Below are 21451 nucleotides of genomic sequence, written 5' to 3'. Positions count from 1 at the left end.
TTTGTCGGGGGTCCACAAAACCCCCTGCCGTTCTTCGTCCCTGTCCCCACGGGCGGCTTCGGCCGTCCCCAAGAGAGAGTGTGAGAGTGCTCGTACTCGTCGCTCCCGGCCAGGGCGCCCAGACGCCCGGCTTCCTGACTCCCTGGCTCGACCTTCCCGGTGTCGAGGACCGTCTGCGTACCCTGTCGGCGGCCATCGACCTCGACCTGGTGCACTACGGCACGAACGCCGACGCGGACGAGATCCGCGACACCGCGATCGCCCAGCCGCTGCTCGTGGCGGCCGGGCTCGTCTCCGCCACGGCACTCGGCGACGTCACGCCCGGCGCCGTCGCGGGCCACAGCGTCGGCGAGATCACCGCGGCCGTCTTCGCGGGCGTCCTCGACGACACCGCCGCGCTGAGCCTGGTCCGCAGGCGCGGCCTGGCCATGGCCGACGCCGCCGCGATCACCGAGACCGGCATGTCGGCGCTGCTCGGCGGCGACCCCGAGGTCTCCGTGGCGCACCTGGAGAAGCTGGGGCTGACCCCGGCGAACATCAACGGCGCGGGCCAGATCGTCGCCGCGGGCACGCTGGAGCAACTCGCCGCGCTGACCGAGGACAAGCCGGAGGGCGTCCGCAAGGTCGTCCCGCTGAAGGTCGCCGGCGCGTTCCACACCCGCCACATGGCGCCGGCCGTCGAGTCCCTGGCGAAGGCGGCCGCGGAGCTCACGCCGGCCGACCCGACGGTCCGTTACGTCTCCAACAAGGACGGGCAGGCCGTGTCCACCGGCGCGGAGATCCTGGACCGGCTGGTCGGCCAGGTCGCCAACCCGGTCCGCTGGGACCTGTGCATGGAGACCTTCAAGGAGCTCGGCGTGACCGCGATCATCGAGGTCTCCCCCGGCGGCACCCTGGTCGGCCTCGCCAAGCGCGCCCTGCCCGGCGTGAAGACGCTCGCGCTGAAGACCCCCGACGATCTCGACGCCGCTCGCGAGCTCATCGCCGAGCACGGCGTCGCCTGAGGAGCCCTGATGGCGAAGATCAAGCCCAGTAAGGGCTCCCCGTACGCGCGCATCCTGGGCGTCGGCGGCTACCGGCCGACCCGCGTCGTGCCCAACGAGGTGATCCTGGAGACGATCGACTCGTCCGACGAATGGATCCGCTCGCGCTCCGGCATCGAGACCCGGCACTGGGCGAACGACGGGGAGACCGTCGCCGCCATGTCGGTCGAGGCGTCCGGCAAGGCGATCGCCGACGCCGGGATCACCGCCGAGCAGATCGGCGCGGTGATCGTCTCGACCGTCTCGCACTTCAAGCAGACGCCGGCCGTGGCGACCGAGATCGCCGACAAGCTCGGCACGAACAAAGCCGCCGCCTTCGACATCTCGGCCGGCTGCGCGGGCTTCGGCTACGGCCTGACCCTCGCCAAGGGCATGGTGGTGGAGGGTTCCGCCGAGTACGTGCTCGTCATCGGCGTGGAACGGCTGTCCGACCTGACCGACCTGGAGGACCGTGCGACGGCCTTCCTGTTCGGCGACGGCGCGGGCGCGGTCGTCGTCGGCCCCTCCTCCGAACCGGCCATCGGACCGACGGTGTGGGGCTCCGAGGGCGACAAGTCGGAGACCATCAAGCAGACCGTGCCGTGGACGGACTACCGCGACGGCCACGTCGCGAAGTTCCCCGCCATCACGCAGGAGGGCCAGGCGGTCTTCCGCTGGGCCGTGTTCGAGATGGCGAAGGTCGCCAAGGAGGCGCTGGACGCCGCCGGCATCACCGCCGACGAACTGGACGTCTTCATCCCGCACCAGGCCAACGAGCGGATCATCGACTCGATGGTGAAGACCCTCAAACTGCCGGAGACGGTCACGGTCGCCCGTGACGTGCGCACCACCGGCAACACCTCGGCCGCCTCGATCCCGCTCGCGATGGAGCGGCTTCTGGCGACCGGTCAGGCGAAGAGCGGCGACACCGCGCTCGTCATCGGATTCGGGGCGGGTCTCGTCTACGCCGCCACTGTCGTTACCCTCCCCTAGGCACTCCGTGCCGGATCATCCGGTCCGGGACGGAAAACAGCCCATGCCACACCCTCTGGAACAGTAAAGAAGGAGCGCCACATGGCCGCCACTCAGGAAGAGATCGTCGCCGGTCTCGCCGACATCGTGAACGAGATCGCCGGCATCCCGGTTGAGGACGTCCAGCTGGACAAGTCCTTCACCGACGACCTGGACGTCGACTCGCTGTCCATGGTCGAGGTCGTCGTCGCCGCCGAAGAGCGCTTCGACGTCAAGATCCCGGACGAGGACGTCAAGAACCTCAAGACCGTCGGCGACGCGACGAGCTACATCCTCAAGCACCAGGCCTGATCTACCGATCACCTGGGCTGAACTGCCCCGCCACCCGGCGGTGGCGCCGTTCTCCCCGCTGAGGCGGGGGCAGTCCTCCTCGCAACGTTGGAGAAAGAATCCGTGAGCCCGACCAATCGCACCGTGGTCGTCACCGGTATCGGCGCAACCACACCGCTGGGTGGCGACGCAGCCTCTACCTGGGAGGGCCTCGTCGCCGGCAAGTCCGGCGTCAAGGCACTGGACCAGGAGTGGGCGGCCGAACAGGCCGTCCGGATCGCGGCCCCGGTCGCGGTGGAGCCCCTCGAGGTCATTCCGCGGCCGCAGGCCCGCAAGCTGGACCGCTCGGCGCAGTTCGCGCTGATCGCGGCCCAGGAAGCCTGGAAGGACGCCGGGTTCTCCGGCAAGGCCGGTGAGGACGGCAGCGACGGCAAGGTCGACCCCGACCGGCTCGGCGCGGTCATCGCCTCCGGCATCGGCGGCGTGACCACCCTGCTCGACCAGTACGACGTGCTGAAGGACAAGGGCGTCCGCCGCGTCTCCCCGCACACCGTGCCCATGCTGATGCCGAACAGCCCGTCCGCCAACGTGGGCCTGCTCGTGGGCGCCCGCGCGGGCGTGCACACGCCGGTCTCGGCGTGCGCGTCGGGCGCTGAGGCCATCGGCTACGCCATCGAGATGATCCGCACGGGCCGCGCCGACGTCGTCGTGGCCGGCGGCACGGAGGCGGCGATCCACCCGCTGCCCATCGCCGCGTTCGGCAACATGATGGCGATGTCCAAGAACAACGAGAACCCGCAGGCGGCATCACGGCCCTACGACGTCGCCCGCGACGGCTTCGTCATGGGCGAGGGCGCCGGCGTGATCGTCCTGGAGTCCGCGGAGCACGCCGCCGCGCGCGGCGCCCGGGTCTACGCCGAGGCCGTCGGCCAGGGCATCTCCGCCGACAGCCACGACATCGTGCAGCCGGAGCCGGAGGGCCGCGGCATCGCGCACGCCCTGCAGAACCTGCTGGACAACACCGACCTGAACCCGGCGGAGATCGTGCACGTCAACGCGCACGCCACCTCCACGCCGGCCGGTGACGTGGCCGAACTCAAGGCGCTGCGCAAGGTCTTCGGCGACGACGCGGACCACTTCGCGGTCTCCGCGACCAAGTCCATGACCGGTCACCTGCTGGGCGGCGCGGGCGGTGTCGAGTCCGTCGCCACGGTGCTCGCGCTGTACAACCGGATCGCCCCGCCCACCATCAACGTCGAGAACCTCGACCCCGAGGCCGAGGCGAACGCGGACATCGTGCGCGGCGAGGCGCGCAAGCTGCCCGTCGAGGGCCGTATCGCCGCCCTGAACGACTCGTTCGGGTTCGGCGGGCACAACGTCGTCCTGGCGTTCCGGACGGTCTGATCCGCGCCCCCGACGCGCAGTGGCCCGGACCCCCCGCGGGGGGTCCGGGCCACTGCGCGTCGGGGGCCGGTCGTGAGCCGGCGGGGCTGATCGGGCGGTTCTGCGCGCCTCCGGGAGACGGGCGGGTCACACCACCTGGTGCAGCCAGCGCACCGGAGCTCCCTCGCCCGCGTGCCGGAACGATTCCAGCTCGTCGTCCCAGGGCTTGCCGAGGAGCTTGGCGAGTTCGGCCTCGAGGTCCGTCTCGCCGCGCCTGCTGCGCAGCAGGGCGGCGCGCAGCCGGTCCTCCGGGATCAGGATGTCGCCGTGGATGCCGGTGACGGCGTGGAAGATGCCGAGGTCCGGCGTGCAGCTGTAGCGCTCGCCCTCGGCGGTGGCGCAGGGCTCGGCGGTGACCTCGAAGCGCAGCATCTGCCAGCCGCGCAGCGCGGAGGCCAGCTTGGAGGCCGTACCGGGCTCGCCCTTCCAGGAGAACTCCGAGCGCCAGGTGCCGGGCGCGGCGGGCTGCCGGATCCAGTCGAGGCTGACGCGCGTGCCGAGCACCCCGGCGACGGCCCATTCGACGTGCGGGCACAGCGCGCGCGGCGCGGAGTGCACGTACAGAACTCCACGTGTCGTCACCGGGACCTCCGGGCAGAGCGGGACAGTCTTGCAGGCTGACATGGCGGCGGTGGCAGGCAGCCGCGCTGATGGCGAGGCTACCGTGCGGCGGCGCAAGGAGTGTGACGTACCGTCGGTCCAGGTGCCGTTTAGCGTCCGCCTTTCACTCGGCAGGACGCCTGTGCGGGCATGGAGCGTTCCATCTTGTGGGTGTCATTCGCCGGGAACTCCCGCGCGTTGTCATGAGGAGAGCGTGTTCGAAGATCGGACAGAGTCGGCGGAGTCGAGGGGAACACCAGCGGATGCGGATGCGAAACCGGCACGCGCGGGCCCTGCTCGCGGGCACGACGGCGGCCGTCCTGGGGCTGGCCGGCTGTGACGCCCAGGGAGGCGACGACGCGGGGGCGTCCGCCACCCGGGCCCGGCAGGCGAAGCCGTCGCCGACGTCGCTGTGGGACGCCAGCCCCGACTCGGTGGCGGCGGTGGGTGACTCGATCACCCGCGGCTTCGACGCCTGCGGCGTCCTCGCGGACTGTCCCGAGGTGTCCTGGGCGACCGGCAGCAGCGCCGAGGTGAACAGTCTCGCCGTCCGGCTGCTGGGCGCCGCGAAGGCGGCCACGCACAGTTGGAACCATGCCGAGACCGGGGCGCGGATGGCGGACCTGCCGGCCCAGATGGTCCGGGCGGCGGCGCAGAAGCCGCAGTTGGTGGCGGTGATGGCGGGCGCGAACGACGCGTGCCGGCGGTCGACGGCGGCGATGACGCCGGTGGCGGACTTCCGCGCCCAGTTCGAGGAGGCGCTCCGCACGCTGCGGCGCGCGCTGCCGAGGACGCAGGTGTACGTGGCGAGCGTGCCGAACCTCAAGCGGCTGTGGTCGCAGGGGCGCACGAACGCGCTGGGCAAGCAGGTGTGGAAGCTGGGCATCTGCCCGTCGATGCTGGGCGACGCGGACGCGCTGGACTCGGCGGCGACGCTGCGGCGGGCGACCGTCCAGAAACGGGTGGAGGAGTACAACAGGGTGCTGAAGGAGGTCTGCGCGAAGGACGCGCGGTGCCGGTTCGACGGCGGTGCGGTGTACGACTTCCGGTTCGGCACGGACCAGCTGAGTCACTGGGACTGGTTCCATCCGAGCAAGGACGGGCAGGCGCGGCTCGCGGAGATGGCGTATCGCAAGGTCACCGCGAAGACCTCGTGACCTAAAGTTCCGCCCATGAGCGAACACTTCGGAACACTTTCCGACGGCACTCCGGTGCACCGCTGGACCCTGGAGCGGGCGGGCACCCGGGTGCGGGTGCTGTCCTACGGGGGGATCGTGCAGTCCGTAGAGGTCCCCGACCGCGACGGCCACCCGGCGAACGTGGTCCTGGGGTTCGCGGATCTGGACGGTTATCTCGCCCACCCCGAGCCCTACCTCGGCGCGCTGGTCGGGCGTTACGCCAACCGGATCGCGCACGCCCGCTTCCACCTCGACGGCCTGACGTACGCGCTGGAGCCCAACAACGCGCCGAACTCCCTGCACGGCGGCGCCCGCGGCTTCGACAAACGGGTGTGGGAGGTGGAGCCGGTCGAGCACGGGCTGCGGCTGAGCCGGGTCAGCGCGCACGGTGAGGAGGGCTTCCCCGGCCGTCTGGAGGTGTCGGCGACGTACACGCTGGACGCGTCGGGGGCGCTGTGCCTCGCGTACGAGGCGGTCACGGACGCGCCGACGACGGTCAACCTGACCAACCACAGCTACTTCGACCTCGGCGGCCCCGGCAGCGGCGGCGCCGCCGGGCACGAGCTGCGGCTGGCCGCCTCCCGTTACACGCCGGTGGACGCCGACCTGATCCCGACCGGTGAGCTCGCGACGGTCGCGGACACCCGCTTCGACTTCCGCGCGTCGCGCAAGGTCGACGCCGGCTACGACCACAACTTCGTGCTCGACAAGGGCGTCACCCACGCGCCGGTCGAGGTGGCCGAGCTGCACGACCCGGCGTCCGGGCGGGTGCTGACGGTGGCGACGACCGAGCCGGGGCTCCAGCTGTACACCGCCGACCACCTCGGCGAGCCGTTCGCGCCCGGCGACGGCGTCGCGCTGGAGACCCAGCACTTCCCCGACTCGCCGAACCGCCCGGAGTTCCCGAGCACCGTCCTGCGGCCGGGCGGGGTCTACCGGTCGCAGACGGTGTACGGCTTCTCGGCCCGGTAGGCCGCGGAGGCCGAGGGGACGGACAGGCCCGGGAACGCCCGGGGAGACTCCGGCGACCGGGCCGGGAACGACATTGCCCCGGTCCAGGGGTCAGGTCCCGGACCGGGGCTGTTCAAGGAGGCGACGATCACCTGATCACACGTTAACCGTCGCGGCGATCCCCCGGTCGGCGTTCGAGCGGCCCGCCTGGATTTCGTACGAACCCTTCACAACGAACCACCGGCCGTCCGCCTCCTCCCCCGTCCCGGGGGCGCGGCCGAGAGCCGCACGACGACGGGCTCTGCGCCCTCCCCCGGACCTGCACCGCTGAACGCTCGCGCTACTGGTCCCACTTGAGGGCGAGCACCTTGCTCGCCGCGCAGACGAGCGCGAAGGCCGACGCGAGTCCATGGGCGCCGGCGGCCCAGAGTGCGACGACGCCGCTGCCGAACCAGGCCAGTTCGAAACCGGCCCGGACCGCGCCGCGCGTCTTGAACCGGGCCTGCGGCGATCCGCACAGCGCCCAGAGCGCGATCAGCGTCGCCGGGGCCGTGAGCCCCAGCAGCCAGGGGTGGGCGGTGGAGAAGCCCCAGTAGGAGACGGCCGCGAGGGCGCCCAGCTCGATCAGGAAGAGGAGGCCCAGGTTGGCTGCCTTCACGGGCGACGGTGTCACCGGTACGCCGCGCCGGGCCGCCCGGACGCGTGGGACGCGGCGGCGCCGTCCCCGTCGTCCGCCGCGTCCGCGTCGTCCGGCTCGTCTCCTTCGGAGATCTCCTCGCCGAGCAGCTCACGGGCGAGCAGGGTGGCGCCGGCGACCGCGCCCGGCATCAGGAACACGGCGACGAAGGGCACCAGGAAGGCCAGCCCGAGGGGAGTGCCGAAGCCCCAGATCAGCGTCTTGCGGGAGCGGAACAGGGCGAGCCGGGCGCGCAGGTCGACGTCACGGCGCTGGAGGGCGACGGCGGCGAGCTCCTCGGTGAGGAAGAAGCCGGTGACGAAGAAGCCGAGCACCGGCACGACCGTCTGGCCGACGACCGGGACGAACCCGAGGGCGAACAGCAGCACCGCCCACACCAGCGCGCGGGCCAGCACGCGCAGGCTGTCCCGGGCGGAGATCCACAGTTCCCGCCAGAGCGGCAGCCCGGACTCGGGGGCCGTGCCGTCGGGCGAGACGTCCCGGTCGACCCGCTCGGAGAGGCTCTCGTAGAAGGGCTGCCCGATCAGCAGGGTCACGGCGGTGAAGGTCAGGACTGCGAGGAGAAGGCCGAGAGCGAACAGCACGGCCGTGAGGAAACCGCGGAACAGTCCGCTCCAGGGGCTGGACCAGTCGTCCGCGAACGGTGTCGCCCACCCCACGAAGTCCTCGCCCCACACCGCGAGCGCCACCAGGGCCGCGACGTAGAGGACGAGCGTGATCAGGCCGGGGACCAGCCCGAACCCGTACTGCCTACCGTGCCGGGCCACCCACCGCTGGCCCTTCAACAGGTACCGGAAACCCACCCCGAGATCGCGCATGACCGAACTCTATCGGCCATGCTCACCTCACAACCGGGCGCCCGAGGGGCCCCGATGGGCCATCCGGGGCATGGGTGACACCAACGCCTCCCTGCCGCAGTTGAGTCGAACAGGCACACCTCGCCGTACCGATCTCCGGAAGCAACGATCCCGGAAGCTCATGTCCGGGATCGTCCGAAGGGCAGTTCCCGCAGGTCGCACAGGCGTCGATCATCAGGACACACGCAAGCAGCGGGCTGGTTGAGGAGAACGGATGACTCGATTGACTCGGACGACGAAGGAGATCCACGGCAGCGTCGCCGACGGATTCGAAGCGGTGCGGGAGGAGTTCGCCGCGTTCGTGGCGGAGGAACAGCCCGACTACGAAGGCCAGTTGTGCGTGTATGTGCACGGCCGCCGGGTCGTCGACCTGTGGGCGTCCGCGGACGGCGCCGGACCCGACTCCCTCTACGGCGTCTACTCCTCGACCAAGGGCGCCGCCCATCTGGTGGTCGCACTGCTGGTCCAGGAGGGCACCCTGGAACTGGACCGCAAAGTCACCTACTACTGGCCGGAGTTCGCCGCCGAGGGCAAGGGGGCGCTGACCCTGCGGGAGCTGCTCGCGCACCGGGCGGGGGTGGTGGGCACGGACGGCGGATTCTCGCCGCAGGAGCTGGCCGACGACCGGCAGCTCGCCGAACGCCTGGCCGACCAGCGGCCGTTCTGGCGGCCGGGCACCGCTTTCGGCTACCACGCGCTGGTCATCGGGGCGCTCACCGGCGAGGTCGTCCGGCGGGCCACCGGGCGCACCCTCCAGGAGGTGTACGCGGAGCGGGTGCGCGTCCCGTACGGGCTGGACTTCTTCCTGGGGCTGCCGCCGGCGCACGAACCACGGTTCCGCACCGCGCAGCCGATGGCGCCGACCGCCGAGCAGCGGGCGCTGCTGGACGCCCTGCCCGGCGGACCGCACACCCTGGCCGCCATCGCCTTCAACCGCCACGGCGCCCAGCCGACCGACCTCGAGCTGCTGCCCAACGACCCGCTGATCCGGGCCCGGGGCCCGGCCTCGGTGGGCGGGGTGGCGTCGGCGCGCGGGCTGGCCGGCATGTACGCGGCGGCGATCAGCGAGACCGACGGGAAGGCCCCGCTGCTGAAGGAGGACACGGCGGCGGAGTTCGGGCAGCTGCACTCGGTGGGCTACGACGTGGTGGCCCGCTCGCACAAGGCGTACGGGCTGGGCTTCCAGGCGACCGCGGACACCTGGTACCCGTTCCTGGGCGCCGGCGCGTTCGGGCACAGCGGGGCGGGCGGCTGCCAGGCCTTCGCCGACCCGCGCAGCGCTCTGGCCTACGGCTACACGCGCCGCCGGTTCGCCTTCCCGGGCGGCGCGGCGCCGGAGAACGACCGGCTGGCGAAGGCGGCGCACACCGCGGCCCTGGCACACTCCTGACGGCGGGTGGCCGGTGGGGGCGACAGGGCGGGCGGTGCACGACGAGGTCTCACGGCCTGCGGCGGCGCGGGCCGCACCCCACGTCCAGGGGTGCGGCCCGCGCGGCGCGTGACCACCGGGCCGCACGTCACGGGCCGGCCGAAGGCGCGGCCCTGCCGACGTGGCCCGAGGGCCGGCCGGGTCAGAGCTTGACGATCATCTTGCCGGTGTTGTCGCCGCGCAGGACGCCGAGGAACGCCTCGAGGTTGTTCTCGATGCCCTCGACGACCGTCTCGCGGTACTTCAGCTCGCCGGAGCGGACCCAGGCGCCGACCTCCTGGACGAACTGCGGCTGCAGGTCGTAGTGGTCGCCCACGAGGAGTCCCTCGATGCGGCCGCGGGTCTGGATGAGGCGGGCGAGGTTCTTCGGGCCGGGGGCCGGCTCGGTGTTGTTGTAGACGGAGATCATGCCGCAGATCGCTATGCGGCCCTTCTCGTTGAGGGAGCCGATGGCCGCCTCGAGGTGATCGCCGCCGACGTTGTCGAAGTAGACGTCGATCCCGCCGGGGGCGGCGGCGCGCAGCTGCTCCGCGACCGGGCCGTTCTTGTAGTTGAAGGCGGCGTCGAAGCCGTACTCCTCGACCAGGAGCTTGACCTTCTCGTCGGAGCCGGCCGAACCGATGACCCGGGAAGCGCCCTTGAGCCGGGCGATCTGGCCGACCTGGCTGCCGACGGCGCCGGCCGCGCCCGACACGAAGACGGAGTCGCCCTCCTTGAAGGCGGCGGTGCGCAGCAGTCCGGCGTAGGCGGTGAGGCCGGTCATGCCGAGGACGCCCAGGTAGGTGGACAGCGGCGCGGCGTCGGGGTCGACCTTGACGGCCTGCTTGGCGTCGAACACCGCGTACTCGCGCCAGCCGCCGAAGTGCAGGACGTGGTCGCCGGCCACGATGCCCTCGGCCTCGGAGGCGACGACCTCGCCCACCGCCCCGCCCTGCATGGCCTTGCCCAGCTCGAAGGGGGCGACATAGGACTTGGCGCTGCTCATACGGCCGCGCATGTAGGGGTCGACGGAGACGTACGCGTTGCGCACCAGCACCTCACCCGGACCGGGCCGGCGGATCTCCGTCTCGGCCAGCTCGAAGTCCTCGGGCTTCGGCCAGCCGACGGGACGGCTGAGCAGACGCCATTCGCGGCCGGTGGCGGGGAGGGCCGAGTCAGTCATGGGGGGCTGCCTTTCACGTGCGGGAGATTACGTCGGTACGGAAATGCTTCACTACCTGAAACAACCATGCTCCTGAATATTTCAGGATGTCAAGTAAACGGGTACCCTGGATCCATGCCCGCCTCACATCCGACCTCTCGTCCAGCTGGTCCGCCCCCGCTGCCCGACGCCCTGACCATGGAAGTCGTCGAGCTGATCGGCGAGGTCGTGGCGCGCTTCTACGAGGACTACGAGGAGGCCGCCGCCGGCCACTCCCTCACCGGCGCACAGGCCCGGCTGCTGAGTCTGCTCTCGCTGGAGCCGCTGCCGATGCGCAAGCTGGCGCAGAAGCTGAAGTGCGAGCCGTCCAACGTGACCGGCATCGTCGACCGCCTGGAATCCCGCGGCCTGGTCGAACGCCGCCCCGACCCGGCCGACCGCCGGGTGAAACTGGCGGCGGCGACGGACGAGGGCCGCGACGTCGCCAAGGGGCTGCGCGAGTCGCTGCGGTTCGCCCGGGAGCCGCTGGCCGGACTGGCGGAGCAGGAGCGGGCGGTGCTGCGGGGGCTGTTGCGGCGGATGCTGGCAGCGGAGGGCGAGCGCCCTCAGGAGCCGTCCGGCCCTGCGGCTCCGTGACCCCCGCGGCTCCTCGACTCCTGCGGCCTCTGTGACCCTGCGGCTCCTGCCGTGGTTCCGGATGGGGCGCGGACGCGGTCCGTGACCACCCGGGGCGGGGTGGCCGAGCTCGGTCAGCAGGGCGGGGTCGCCGGCCCCGCTCCGGCGGCGCCCGGCCAGGGGCGTGCCGCGTGCCGCCGTCCAGCGGTGGCAGGACTCGACCGGCTCGGCCGGCTCGTCGTCGACAGGGCCACCTGCAAGGCGTACGGCACCGCCCTCCTGTCGCCGGACGGGTGACGACGAAAGCGGCCCCGAGCGGCCGCTACAGCTCGCTCGGGACCGCTCGGGACCGCTTCAGGTGGTGCGGGACCGCTCTGGGGCCGCTCCTCGGATCAGGTCTTCTTCCGGGTCGTCATGAAGCGCTGGACCAGGATGAACGCGCACAGCAGCACACCGGTGGCGATCTTCGTCCACCAGGAACTCAGCGTGCCCTCGAACTGGATGATGCTCTTGATGAGGCCGAGCACCAGCACGCCGAACAGGGTCCCCAGCACATAGCCGGAGCCGCCGGTCAGCAGCGTGCCGCCGATGACGACCGCGGCGATCGCGTCGAGTTCCATGCCGGTCGCGTGCAGCGGGTCGCCGGACTGGATGTAGAGGGTGAACATGAGGCCGGCGAGCGCCGAGCAGAACCCGCTCACCGTGTACACCGCGATCTTCGTGCCGCCCTGCGGGAGGCCCATCAGCATGGCCGACTGCTCGTTGCCGCCGATCGCGTACACCCGGCGCCCGAAGCGCGTGTAGTGCAGGACGTAGAACGCCACGGCGAGGACCACCAGCGAGACGACCGCGCCGATCGACACGAAGCCCATCCCCAGCGACACCTGCGCCTGGGCCATGCTGCTCACCGAGGCGTCGCTGATGGAGATCGACTCCTTGCTGATGACCAGGCACAGACCGCGGAAGAGGAAGAGGCCGGCGAGGGTCACGATGAAGGGCTGGATCTCGAAGTTGTGGATCACATAGCCCATCAGGAAGCCGCCGAAGGCCCCCACCGCCAGCGCCATGGGGATCACGACCACGATCGGCAGCCCCTGGCGCTCCACCAGCCAGGCCGTGAACATCGTCGTGAAGCCGATCATCGACCCGACGGAGAGGTCGATGCCGCCGGACAGGATGACGAAGGTGACACCGACCGCGGCGACCAGCAGATAGCCGTTGTCGATGAACAGGTTCAGGAAGACCTGCGGTTCGGCGAAGCCGTAGAACTGGTACCGGCCGAGGCCCACCCCGTACATCACGAGGAAGAGCAGGGCCGTCACGCCGACGGGCAGCCGCCGGTCGCCGAGCAGACGCGCGGCCTTGGACGGGGTACGGCTTTCGGAGGCCGTGGGGCTCTGGGTGGTCGCGCTCATCACGACACCTCCATCTTGGGAGCGGCCTCGGTCGGCGCGGCGGAGTCCGCCGGGGTCGCGGCCGTCTTGGCGCCGGCCTTCGCGCGGAACCGGGCGGCGAACTTCGCGCCGAAGACCTTGTCGCGGAACTTCGGGGACTGCAGCAGGCAGACGACGATGACGACGGCGGCCTTGAAGACCAGGTTGGTCTGGGTCGGCACGCCGATGGTGTAGATCGTGGTGGTGAGCGTCTGGATGACGAGGGCGCCGACCACCGTGCCGCCGATGGAGAACCGGCCGCCGAGCAGCGAGGTGCCGCCGATCACCACGGCGAGGATCGCGTCGAGTTCGATCCACAGGCCGGCGTTGTTGCCGTCGGCGGCCGAGGTGTTGGAGCTGATCATCAGGCCGGCGATGCCCGCGCAGAGCGCGCAGAACATGTAGACCAGGATCTTGATGCGACGGGACCTGATGCCGACCAGGCGGCTCGCCTCGGCGTTGCCGCCGACCGCTTCCACCAGCAGGCCGAGCGCCGTACGGCGGGTCAGCGCACCGGTGACGGCCACGACCGCGGCCACCACGAAGATGGAGAACGGCAGCGTCAGCCAGTAGCCGCCGCCGATCAGCTTGTACGGCTCGCTGTTGATGGTGATGATCTGGCCGTCGGTGATCAGCTGGGCGACACCGCGGCCGGCGACCATGATGATCAGGGTGGCGATGATCGGCTGAATGCCCATCCGGGCAACGAGGAAGCCGTTCCACAGACCGCAGACGACCGCGGCCAGCAGACCGAGGCCCATGGCGAGCAGCACTCCGGACAGCGCGCCCTGGTCCTTCTGGTCGCTGATGTACGAGCAGGCCAGTGCTCCGGTGATGGCGACCACGGCGCCGACGGAGAGGTCGATGCCGCCGGTGGCGATGACCAGGGTCATGCCGACCGCCACCAGGATGAGCGGCGACCCGAACAGCACGATCGACACGAGGCTGCCGTAGAGGTGGCCGTCCGCCATCTTGATCGAGAAGAAGTCGGGCGTAAACGGGACGTTGACGAGCAGCAGGAGCACGAGCACCGCCACCGGCCAGAACAGATGGTGCCGGGTCAGCGCCCGCCACCGGGAAGAGGTGGTCGAAGACGTGGTCACTGGTGCTCTCCGCTCGCGATGGTCTCCAGGATCCGGCTCGTGGTGATCTCGGGCCCGTTGGCGATCTGCGCCACCAGCCGGCGGTCGCGCAGCACTCCGATGGTGTGACTGAGCCGGAGTACCTCCTCCAGCTCGGCCGCGATGTACAGCACGGACATCCCGTCCTCGGAGAGGGAGACGACGAGCTTCTGGATCTCCGCCTTCGCGCCGATGTCGATGCCGCGCGTCGGCTCGTCCAGGATCAGCAGCTTCGGCTGGGTGATCAGCCAGCGGGCCAGCAGCACCTTCTGCTGGTTGCCGCCGCTGAGCTGGCCCACCCTGGCCTCGGGGTTGGCGGGGCGGATGTCCAGGGCCTTGATGTACTTGGCGACCAGTTCGTCGCGCTGGGCGGCCGGGATGGGCCGGGTCCAGCCTCGCGAGGCCTGCAGCGCCAGGATGATGTTCTCCCGCACCGTGAGGTCGGGCACCAGGCCCTCGCTCTTGCGGTTCTCGGAGCAGAACGCGACGCCCGCGCCGATCGCGTCGTTCGGGGCGCTCATCGAGACCTGCTTGCCGTCGATGGACACCGTGCCGGCGTCCGGCTGGTCGGCGCCGAAGAGCAGGCGGGCCAGTTCGGTGCGTCCCGAACCGAGCAGGCCGGCGAGGCCGATCACCTCGCCCTTCTTGATCTCCATGTCGAACGGCGCGATACGGCCGGTCTTGCCGAGGCCCTCCGCCTGCAGCAGGGCCTCGCCCGCTTCGGCGCGCTGCTGCTGCTCCTGGAGCTCGTCGAGCTGGCCCATGGCCTTGCCGAGCATGAGCTGGACGAGGCCGACCTGGTCGAGGTCGCTCACCATGTGCTCGCCGACCAGGGTGCCGTTGCGCAGCACCGTCATCCGGTCGCAGATCTCGTAGATCTGGTCGAGGAAGTGCGACACGAACAGGATCGCCACGCCCTCGTCCTTCAACCGGCGCATCAGCGCGAACAGTTGCAGGACCTCGTCGCGGTCGAGACTGGAGGTCGGCTCGTCGAGGATGAGCACCTTGGTGCCCGGTCCGTCGCCGCCGCCGGTGTTCAACGACCTGACGATCGCGACCAGTTGCTGCACGGCCAGGGGGTACGACTCCAGCGGGGCGGAGACGTCGATGTCGAGTCCGAGCCGGTCCACCAGCTCCGCGGCCTCCCGGCGCAGCCGCTTCCACTGGATGCGGCCCATGCGGGTGGGTTCACGGCCGATGAAGATGTTCTCCGCCACCGACAGGTTGGGGCAGAGGTTGACCTCCTGGTACACCGTGCTGATGCCGGCCTGCTGGGCCTGCAGCGGGCTGGCGATGCGCACGGACGCGCCGTCCAGCGTGATCGTGCCGCCGTCCAGGGAGTAGACCCCGGTCAGCACCTTGATCAGGGTGGACTTGCCCGCCCCGTTCTCGCCCATGAGGGCGTGGATCTCGCCGGGGAAGAGCCGGAAGTCGACGCCCGACAGAGCCCGTACCCCCGGGAACTCCTTGACTATGCCCGCCATCTCCAGGACGGGCCGCGGCTCTGCCATGGCAGCGCTCCTCTTCATTTGGTTCAGGCCCGCAGGGAGCCCCGGGACCGATGGCTCTCGGTCGGCCGGAGGCTCCCTGCCGGTGGGTGCGTCGGTCAGTACTTGCGGCTCGGGAGCGCGGCCTTGGCCTGGTCCTGCATGAAGTCGCCCTCCTTGGTCTTGATCCAGCGCTCGACCTTCTCGCCGTTCTTGACCTTCTTCACGACGTCCATGAGCTGGGGGCCGAGGAGCGGGTTGCACTCGACGATGGCGTTGATCTTGCCCTCGGACATGGCCACGAAGCCGTCCTTCACACCGTCGATCGAGACGATGAGGATGTCCTTGCCGGGCTTCTTGCCCGCCGCCTCGATGGACTGGATGGCGCCGATGGCCATGTCGTCGTTGTGCGCGAACAGGACGTTGATGTCCGGGTTCGACTGCAGGAACGCCGCCATGACCTGCTTGCCGCCGGCGCGGGTGAAGTCACCGGTCTGGCTGACGACGACCTTCCAGTCGTCCTTGTGCTCGGCGTCCATGACCTCCTTGAAGCCCTTGGCGCGCTCGATGGCCGGGGCGGCGCCGGTGGTGCCCTCCAGCTGGGCGATCTTCACCGGGGCCTTGAGACCGGCCTTGGCGATGACCTTCTCGAGGATCTTGGCGGCGCGGCGGCCCTCGTCGGTGAAGTCGGAGCCGACGAGCGTGACGAACAGGGAGTCGTCGGAGGTCTCCACGGAGCGGTCGGTGAGGACGACCGGGATCTTCGCGGCCTTGGCCTCCTTGAGGACCGCGTCCCAGCCGGTGACGACCACCGGGGAGAAGGCGATGACGTCGACCTTCTGGGTGATGTAGCTGCGGATCGCGGAGATCTGGTTCTCCTGCTTCTGCTGCGCGTCGGAGAACTGCAGCTTGTAGCCGGCCTCCTTGGCGGCCGACTTCACGGAGTCCGTGTTGGCGCTGCGCCAGCCGCTCTCCGAGCCGACCTGGGAGAAGCCCAGCGTGATCGTCTTGCTGCCGCCGGAGGAGGAGTCGGAGGAGCTGTCGTCCTTCTTGGCACAGGCGGTCAGGCCGCCCGCCGCCGCCACGCCGACCGCAACGGTGAGGAAGTTCCTTCTGCTGAGCATGTGCTTCTCCTTTGAAGAGCCGGCCCGGGGACGGACCTGCTGGTACTTGAGGGGACCGGCTGCAGTGCGTCCAGCCTGTCGATCATTGTTCGGAATTTCGGCCACACGGCTGCGCTTGTCGGCCGACGGTCGGTCAGCGGGGTACGCCCTCGGGTTGAGCGGCCTGAGGGAACGTACTCGCGCGGACCACGAGTTGGGGTTCGATAGCGATGCGAGGCGTGGTGGCGGGCGGCCGCCCCTCGATCAGCTCCAGAAGCAGTGCGATGCCGCGCCTGCCCACCGCCGCGAAGTCCTGCCGGACGGTGGTCAGGGGAGGTGCGAAGTACTCCGACTCCGGGATGTCGTCGAAGCCGACCACCGCCACGTCCTGGGGCGTGCGGACCCCCGCTTCCCGCAGGGCCCGCAACACCCCCAGCGCCATCTGGTCGTTGGCGGCGAAGACCGCGGTCAGCCCCCGGCCCACCCAGCCGGCCAGTTCCTGGCCCGCACGGTAGCCCGACAGCGGACTCCAGTCGCCGCACAGCGTCATGGGCGGTTCCACGCCCGCCTCCTCGAGGATCGCCCGCCAGCCGGCGGCCCGGTCGGCCGCCTCCTGCCAGTCCTCGGGCCCGGCGAGATGCCAGACGCTGCGGTGGCCGGCGGCCAGCAGATGACCCGTCGCCAGCCGCGCCCCCAGGTGCTGGTCCACGCCGACGCTCGGGATCTCCCCCCCCGATCCGCCCCCCACGATCACCACGGGGAACGGGTGGCGCAGTTCGGCCAGCGCGTCCACCGCGGACCGCTGCGGAGCGATGGCCACCACGCCTTCGACCCCGCCCTCGCTGAGGTGGTCCAGGGCCTCGGAGAGCGTCTCCATGGTCAGTTTGCGCAGGCTGACCGTCGAGACGAGATACCCCTCGGAACGTGCCGCCTCCTCGAGCGCGAACAGCGTGCTGGCCGGCCCGTAGAGGGTGGTGTCCGAGGCGACCACGCCCAGTGTCCGGGTGCGCCGGGTCGCCAGGGCCCGGGCGGAGAAGTTGCGGCGGTAGCCCATCTCCTCGATCGCTCGGAGCACTCTGGCCCGTGTCTCCTCCCGCACGTTGGGGTGATCCCCCAGCACACGGGACACGGTCTGGTGGGACACGCCGGCCTGGCGTGCCACGTCGGCCATGGTGGGGGGCCGGAGCCCGATGTGTGCCACGTACGCCCCTCCTCGGCTCTCGTTCGTGGGTAAGACCTGCGATGCGGGCGGACTGCTCCGCTCCGCGGATGTCACTCCGGAGTCCCGGAGGGCCCAACGCAGACGACGGAAATGACGAGTCGGGACGCTGTGCGCACGACGCTCGACCTTCCCTGCCGACGCTGGGCGTTGACTGGTGAACGCGGAGGTCATTGTGAGCGCTAACAATTCATGGCGGTCAAGAGGGTTGCGGCCAATGGTCGTCACGGTTCCATAACGCGATATGGACGAATTACGCATCGTGCCAGGTCACAGCCCTATCGAGGGTTCCGGGCGGTGATGCCGGGCGGAGGCCCGACGAGGGTCCGCGCGTCCGGACGGGACCTCGGCGGGGCCACTCCGGACGGCGTTCGCCACACGGGGGACGTCCCGCGCGTCGCCCTGGACAGGATGTCCAAACAGGCCGGCGAACCGCACAACTGCGCACAGAATCAACCATCGAGGGGTCACCGGAACGCCCGTCCGGAGGCTCAGGAGCACCACCACAGGAACCGGGTGCAGGTCTCCGAGGGCGAGGGCTTCGGGGACGAGGCCGGCGCCGACGCGCCGGAGGTCGGACTGGAGCCCGAGTCGTCGTCCGACGGAGCCGTCGACCCGGAGGAGCCGGGGCGGGAGCCCGACTGGGTCTCCTTGTCCGGGCCCGGCGTCGCGGTCCCGGCCGTCGGGGACGGGGAGGCCGACGCGGAGGCGGAGGCGGACGCCGACGCCGAGGGGTCCGGGGAGGGTGAGGCCCGGCCCGTGTCCGTCCGGTCGTCCAGGGGCCGCCCGGACGCACTCGACTCCACCGCCGACCCGTCGACCTCGGACGATTCCCCGCCGGCCGCCGCCGGGTGGGACGGCGAGGAGAAGCCCGGGGCGTCCACGCCGAGCTCGGCCAGGCTCAGGCCGCCCGCGGCCAGCACGAAACCGACACCGATCAGGATCACGCGCCTGCGGCGCCGTCGGTGGGCGGAGGCCTTGCGGTCGCGACGGCTCGCGTCCGGTGCGGCAGGCGTGCCACCCGGCCCCCGTCGGCCACCCCTGCCCTGTTCCCGGCGGCGCGCGGCCCGCCCCCGCGCCTCGTCGCCGGCGACGCCGGACCGGGCGTGATCACCGGGCCCGTCGTGATCACCGGCCTCGCCGTGACGGCCGGGCCCGTCGTGAGCGGTGCGGTCGTCCGGCGAGTCCGTGGGCGACGAGTCGCCGTACGGCCCGGGCTCGTAGGGGAGCGGCTCCGGCCCGGGCTCGTAGGGGAGCGGCTCCGGCTCGTACTGCTCCGGCTGGTGCGCGTCGTGCGGATACGCGCGTAGCCGGTCGGCAGGTGCGCCGCACCCCGGGCAGGCGAGGGCGCCGTTGAGGTGCCGTCGGCACGGGTGGCAGTAGTCCATGACGCGGAGAGACTAAGTTCCCGGAAGCGACCGTTCCCGAACACACGTGTGAAAGTTGTGTGGGAAACAGGCCATACGGCGCGTCAAGTAGAGTGACCTACCCCACAGGAGGTCGATTCACCGTCCGAAACCGTCATCGAAACTATCGAAAGCGATGCCCGGTCGCCCCATTGACACCCCGCTCACGCGGTCCCTACTGTCTGGTCAGCATTTCGAACGCGTGACGAAATCTCGAACAGCTTCGAAGGGTTAACTTCCGTGCGCATCACCGGAATCAGCACGCATGTGGTCGGGACGCCGTGGCGCAACCTGACCTACGTCCTGGTGCACACCGACGAGGGCCTCACGGGCGTCGGCGAGACCCGCATGCTGGGCCACACCGACGCGCTGATCGGCTACCTGAAGGAGGCCGAGGCCAACCACATTCTCGGCTCCGACCCGTTCGCTGTCGAGGACCTCACGCGCCGCATGAAGTACGGCGACTACGGGCGGGCCGGCGAGATCGTGATGTCGGGCATCGCCGTCGTCGAGATGGCCTGCTGGGACATCAAGGGCAAGGCGCTCGGCGTGCCGGTCTGGCAGCTCCTCGGCGGGAAGGTCACCGACAAGGTCAAGGCCTACGCCAACGGCTGGTACACCACCGAGCGGACCCCGGAGGCCTACCACAAGGCCGCCAGGAGCGTCATGGAACGCGGCTACCAGGCGCTCAAGATCGACCCCTTCGGCACCGGGCACTTCGAGCTGGACCACCAGCAGAGCCTCTACGCCGTCTCGCTGATCGAGGCCGTGCGCGACGCCATCGGGCCGGACGCCGAGCTGATGCTGGAGATGCACGGCCGCTTCTCCCCCGCCACCGCCGTACGGCTGGCCAAGGAGCTCGCGCCCTTCAAGCCCGCGTGGCTGGAGGAGCCCTGCCCGCCGGAGAACCTGAAGGCCCTGGAGAAGATCGCCGCCAAGGTCGACATCCCGGTCGCCACCGGTGAACGCATCCACGACCGCATCGAGTTCCGCGAGCTGTTCGAGAGCCAGGCCGTCGACGTCATCCAGCCGGACGTCGGTCACATCGGCGGTATCTGGGAGACCCGCAAGCTCGCCGCCACCGCCGAGGCGCACTACGTGCTCGTCGCCCCGCACAACGTCGGCGGGCCGGTCCTCACCGCCGCCTCCCTGCAGGTCGGGTTCACCTCCCCGAACTTCAAGATCCTCGAGCACTTCAACGACTTCGCCGACGCGGAGATCAAGAAGGTCGTCAAGGGCGCGCCCGAAGTGATCGACGGCTACTTCCACCTCTCCGACGAGCCCGGTCTCGGCGTCGAGCTGGACGTGGAGGCGGCAGCCGAGTTCCCGCAGCAGCAGGCGCGCTTCGACCTCTGGGCCGAGGGCTGGGAACAGCGCAAGCCGAAGGCCGCCGAGCAGTGAGCACCGCCGTCGTGGTGGAGGCGCCGGGCGAGCATCGCATCGTCCCGCACGAACCGCGCCGGCCGGAACCCGGCGAGGCGCTGGTCCGCGTCCACGCGACCGGCATCTGCGGCAGCGACCGCGAGGTGTACCACGGCAACCGGCCCGAGGGGTACGTGCGCTACCCGGTGACCCCCGGCCACGAGTGGTCCGGGACGGTCGAGGAGGTCGGCGCCGGCGTTCCCCCCTCGCTCCTCGACCGCAAGGTGGTGGGCGAGGGCTTTCGCAACTGCCAGGTCTGCGACCGCTGCCACACGGGCGCGACGACGCTGTGCACCGAAGGCTACGAGGAGACCGGTTTCACCCAGCCGGGGGCGATGGCCGCCACCCTCACGCTCCCGGCACGGCTGCTGCACGCCCTCCCCGACGACGCCGACCTCACCGCGGCGGCCCTGCTGGAACCGGCGGCCTGCGTCGCGGCCGCCGCGATCAAGGCGCACGCCCTGCCGGGCGAGAGGGTGGCCGTCGTCGGCACCGGGACGCTGGGCATGTTCGCCGTGCAGTTCCTCAAGGCGGGCTCGCCCGCCGAACTGCTGGTCGTGGGCACGCGCGGCGACCGGGAGTCGCTCTCCCGGCAGTTCGGCGCCACCGACTTCCGCACCTGTGACCAGGATCTCCCGGACGACATCGACGTCGTCATCGAGACCGCCGGGTCCACCACCGCCGCACGCACCGCCGCCTCGCTCCTTCGGCGCGGCGGCCGGCTGGTCCTGACGGGGATCCCGGCGCCCGGTGCGGCCGGGCTCGACCCGACGGACCTCGTCGTACGGCAACTGGAGGTGCACACCGTCTTCGGGGCTCCACCGGACGCCTGGGCCTACACGGTCCGGGTGTTCGGGGCCCGACTGCTCGATCCGCTGCCGCTCGTCACGCACGAGCTGCCGCTGACCGCGTTCGCCGAAGCCATCGAGCTGGTCGGCTCCGGTGATCCGAAGGTGGGCAAGGTGCTGCTCAGGCCGTAGGCCCCCGCCAAGCCGTACGCCGGCTCGGGGCGCCCTGACCCGCCC

21 protein-coding genes are annotated in these 21451 nt (G+C 70.9%); 11 read left to right on the top strand and 10 right to left on the bottom strand.

Annotation, left to right across the window (positions count from 1 at the left end; genetic code table 11):
• The first annotated feature begins 86 nt into the window (after window positions 1-86).
• The 4 genes from C6376_RS16680 (at window position 87) to C6376_RS16665 (ending at window position 3728) form a co-directional block, all read left to right on the top strand.
• Complete coding sequence (locus tag C6376_RS16680) at window positions 87-1004, top strand: ACP S-malonyltransferase (protein WP_107444145.1); 918 nt, start codon at window positions 87-89, stop codon at window positions 1002-1004.
• A 9-nt stretch (window positions 1005-1013) separates the two neighbouring features.
• A complete protein-coding gene (locus tag C6376_RS16675; RefSeq protein WP_107444144.1) occupies window positions 1014-2015 on the top strand; it encodes a ketoacyl-ACP synthase III in 1002 nt (333 codons plus the stop codon).
• Window positions 2016-2096: 81 nt separating this feature from the next.
• Window positions 2097-2345, top strand: a complete 249-nt coding sequence (locus C6376_RS16670; protein ID WP_057583001.1) for an acyl carrier protein — start codon at window positions 2097-2099, stop codon at window positions 2343-2345.
• Between the two features lie 102 nt (window positions 2346-2447).
• A complete protein-coding gene (locus C6376_RS16665; RefSeq protein ID WP_107444143.1) occupies window positions 2448-3728 on the top strand; it encodes a beta-ketoacyl synthase in 1281 nt (426 codons plus the stop codon).
• A 126-nt stretch (window positions 3729-3854) separates the two neighbouring features.
• Here C6376_RS16665 and C6376_RS16660 read toward each other — a convergent pair whose 3' ends face one another.
• Complete coding sequence (locus tag C6376_RS16660) at window positions 3855-4349, bottom strand: DUF3145 domain-containing protein (RefSeq protein WP_107444142.1); 495 nt, start codon at window positions 4347-4349, stop codon at window positions 3855-3857.
• Between the two features lie 281 nt (window positions 4350-4630).
• Here C6376_RS16660 and C6376_RS16655 point away from each other — a divergent pair, with 281 nt between their 5' ends.
• Both C6376_RS16655 and C6376_RS16650 read left to right on the top strand, forming a co-directional pair.
• The gene (locus C6376_RS16655) at window positions 4631-5524 is read left to right on the top strand and encodes an SGNH/GDSL hydrolase family protein (protein WP_107444141.1); all 894 of its coding nucleotides are present in this window, start codon (window positions 4631-4633) and stop codon (window positions 5522-5524) included.
• Window positions 5525-5539: 15 nt separating this feature from the next.
• Window positions 5540-6517, top strand: a complete 978-nt coding sequence (locus C6376_RS16650) for an aldose epimerase family protein (protein WP_107444140.1) — start codon at window positions 5540-5542, stop codon at window positions 6515-6517.
• A gap of 319 nt (window positions 6518-6836) precedes the next feature.
• On the opposite strand, the gene C6376_RS16645 is transcribed toward C6376_RS16650, so the two are convergent.
• Window positions 6837-7154: a YrdB family protein gene (locus C6376_RS16645; RefSeq protein ID WP_107444139.1), complete on the bottom strand. Its 318-nt coding sequence runs from the start codon at window positions 7152-7154 to the stop codon at window positions 6837-6839.
• Window positions 7155-7165: 11 nt separating this feature from the next.
• Entirely contained in the window at window positions 7166-8011 is an 846-nt protein-coding gene (locus C6376_RS16640) for an EI24 domain-containing protein (protein WP_107444138.1), read from the bottom strand.
• A 253-nt stretch (window positions 8012-8264) separates the two neighbouring features.
• Here C6376_RS16640 and C6376_RS16635 point away from each other — a divergent pair, with 253 nt between their 5' ends.
• Window positions 8265-9440 carry a serine hydrolase domain-containing protein gene (locus C6376_RS16635; protein ID WP_107444137.1) on the top strand — a complete coding sequence of 392 codons (1176 nt, stop codon included), beginning with the start codon at window positions 8265-8267 and terminating at the stop codon, window positions 9438-9440.
• Window positions 9441-9621: 181 nt separating this feature from the next.
• On the opposite strand, the gene C6376_RS16630 is transcribed toward C6376_RS16635, so the two are convergent.
• The gene (locus tag C6376_RS16630) at window positions 9622-10641 is read right to left on the bottom strand and encodes an NADP-dependent oxidoreductase (RefSeq protein WP_107444136.1); all 1020 of its coding nucleotides are present in this window, start codon (window positions 10639-10641) and stop codon (window positions 9622-9624) included.
• A 114-nt stretch (window positions 10642-10755) separates the two neighbouring features.
• Here C6376_RS16630 and C6376_RS16625 point away from each other — a divergent pair, with 114 nt between their 5' ends.
• Window positions 10756-11256, top strand: a complete 501-nt coding sequence (locus C6376_RS16625) for a MarR family winged helix-turn-helix transcriptional regulator (RefSeq protein ID WP_173985661.1) — start codon at window positions 10756-10758, stop codon at window positions 11254-11256.
• Between the two features lie 81 nt (window positions 11257-11337).
• Window positions 11338-11532 (top strand): hypothetical protein, encoded by a 195-nt coding sequence (locus C6376_RS16620; RefSeq protein ID WP_107444134.1) that lies wholly within the window; start codon window positions 11338-11340, stop codon window positions 11530-11532.
• Window positions 11533-11627: 95 nt separating this feature from the next.
• Here the strand turns inward: C6376_RS16620 and yjfF are convergent, their stop codons facing one another.
• The 6 genes from yjfF to C6376_RS16590 all read right to left on the bottom strand — a co-directional run bounded on the left by yjfF (window position 11628) and on the right by C6376_RS16590 (window position 18986).
• Window positions 11628-12650 (bottom strand): galactofuranose ABC transporter, permease protein YjfF, encoded by a 1023-nt coding sequence (gene yjfF, locus C6376_RS16615; RefSeq protein WP_107444133.1) that lies wholly within the window; start codon window positions 12648-12650, stop codon window positions 11628-11630.
• The gene (locus C6376_RS16610; protein ID WP_107444132.1) at window positions 12650-13771 is read right to left on the bottom strand and encodes an ABC transporter permease; all 1122 of its coding nucleotides are present in this window, start codon (window positions 13769-13771) and stop codon (window positions 12650-12652) included. Before C6376_RS16610 ends, yjfF begins: the two co-directional genes overlap by 1 nt.
• Window positions 13768-15300, bottom strand: a complete 1533-nt coding sequence (locus tag C6376_RS16605) for a sugar ABC transporter ATP-binding protein (RefSeq protein WP_107444131.1) — start codon at window positions 15298-15300, stop codon at window positions 13768-13770. Before C6376_RS16605 ends, C6376_RS16610 begins: the two co-directional genes overlap by 4 nt.
• 95 nt (window positions 15301-15395) lie before the next feature.
• The gene (locus tag C6376_RS16600) at window positions 15396-16400 is read right to left on the bottom strand and encodes an ABC transporter substrate-binding protein (protein ID WP_107444130.1); all 1005 of its coding nucleotides are present in this window, start codon (window positions 16398-16400) and stop codon (window positions 15396-15398) included.
• 133 nt (window positions 16401-16533) lie between these two features.
• On the bottom strand, window positions 16534-17580 hold the full coding sequence (locus tag C6376_RS16595) for a LacI family DNA-binding transcriptional regulator (protein WP_107444129.1): 1047 nt from the start codon (window positions 17578-17580) through the stop codon (window positions 16534-16536).
• Between the two features lie 509 nt (window positions 17581-18089).
• Window positions 18090-18986, bottom strand: a complete 897-nt coding sequence (locus C6376_RS16590; RefSeq protein ID WP_107444128.1) for a hypothetical protein — start codon at window positions 18984-18986, stop codon at window positions 18090-18092.
• A 258-nt stretch (window positions 18987-19244) separates the two neighbouring features.
• Here C6376_RS16590 and C6376_RS16585 point away from each other — a divergent pair, with 258 nt between their 5' ends.
• The gene (locus tag C6376_RS16585; protein ID WP_107444127.1) at window positions 19245-20405 is read left to right on the top strand and encodes a mandelate racemase/muconate lactonizing enzyme family protein; all 1161 of its coding nucleotides are present in this window, start codon (window positions 19245-19247) and stop codon (window positions 20403-20405) included.
• Complete coding sequence (locus C6376_RS16580; protein WP_107444126.1) at window positions 20402-21406, top strand: zinc-binding dehydrogenase; 1005 nt, start codon at window positions 20402-20404, stop codon at window positions 21404-21406. Before C6376_RS16585 ends, C6376_RS16580 begins: the two co-directional genes overlap by 4 nt.
• Window positions 21407-21451 lie beyond the last annotated feature (45 nt).

The organism is Streptomyces sp. P3, assembly GCF_003032475.1.
Lineage (GTDB): Bacteria > Actinomycetota > Actinomycetes > Streptomycetales > Streptomycetaceae > Streptomyces.
Note: the sequence above shows the minus strand (reverse complement) of the source record. Positions and strands in the feature narration are given on the sequence as shown.

Bases quoted from the DNA above. Each gene is read 5' to 3' on its own strand.
- C6376_RS16655 (WP_107444141.1), top strand. From the start codon at position 4,631: ATGCGGATGCGAAACCGGCACGCGCGGGCCCTGCTCGCGGGCACGACG.
- C6376_RS16675 (WP_107444144.1), top strand. From the start codon at position 1,014: ATGGCGAAGATCAAGCCCAGTAAGGGCTCCCCGTACGCGCGCATCCTG.
- C6376_RS16625 (WP_173985661.1), top strand. From the start codon at position 10,756: ATGCCCGCCTCACATCCGACCTCTCGTCCAGCTGGTCCGCCCCCGCTG.
- C6376_RS16600 (WP_107444130.1), bottom strand. From the start codon at position 16,400: ATGCTCAGCAGAAGGAACTTCCTCACCGTTGCGGTCGGCGTGGCGGCG.
- C6376_RS16670 (WP_057583001.1), top strand. From the start codon at position 2,097: ATGGCCGCCACTCAGGAAGAGATCGTCGCCGGTCTCGCCGACATCGTG.
- C6376_RS16590 (WP_107444128.1), bottom strand. From the start codon at position 18,986: ATGGACTACTGCCACCCGTGCCGACGGCACCTCAACGGCGCCCTCGCC.
- C6376_RS16635 (WP_107444137.1), top strand. From the start codon at position 8,265: ATGACTCGATTGACTCGGACGACGAAGGAGATCCACGGCAGCGTCGCC.
- C6376_RS16630 (WP_107444136.1), bottom strand. From the start codon at position 10,641: ATGACTGACTCGGCCCTCCCCGCCACCGGCCGCGAATGGCGTCTGCTC.
- C6376_RS16605 (WP_107444131.1), bottom strand. From the start codon at position 15,300: ATGGCAGAGCCGCGGCCCGTCCTGGAGATGGCGGGCATAGTCAAGGAG.
- C6376_RS16640 (WP_107444138.1), bottom strand. From the start codon at position 8,011: ATGCGCGATCTCGGGGTGGGTTTCCGGTACCTGTTGAAGGGCCAGCGG.
- yjfF (WP_107444133.1), bottom strand. From the start codon at position 12,650: ATGAGCGCGACCACCCAGAGCCCCACGGCCTCCGAAAGCCGTACCCCG.
- C6376_RS16650 (WP_107444140.1), top strand. From the start codon at position 5,540: ATGAGCGAACACTTCGGAACACTTTCCGACGGCACTCCGGTGCACCGC.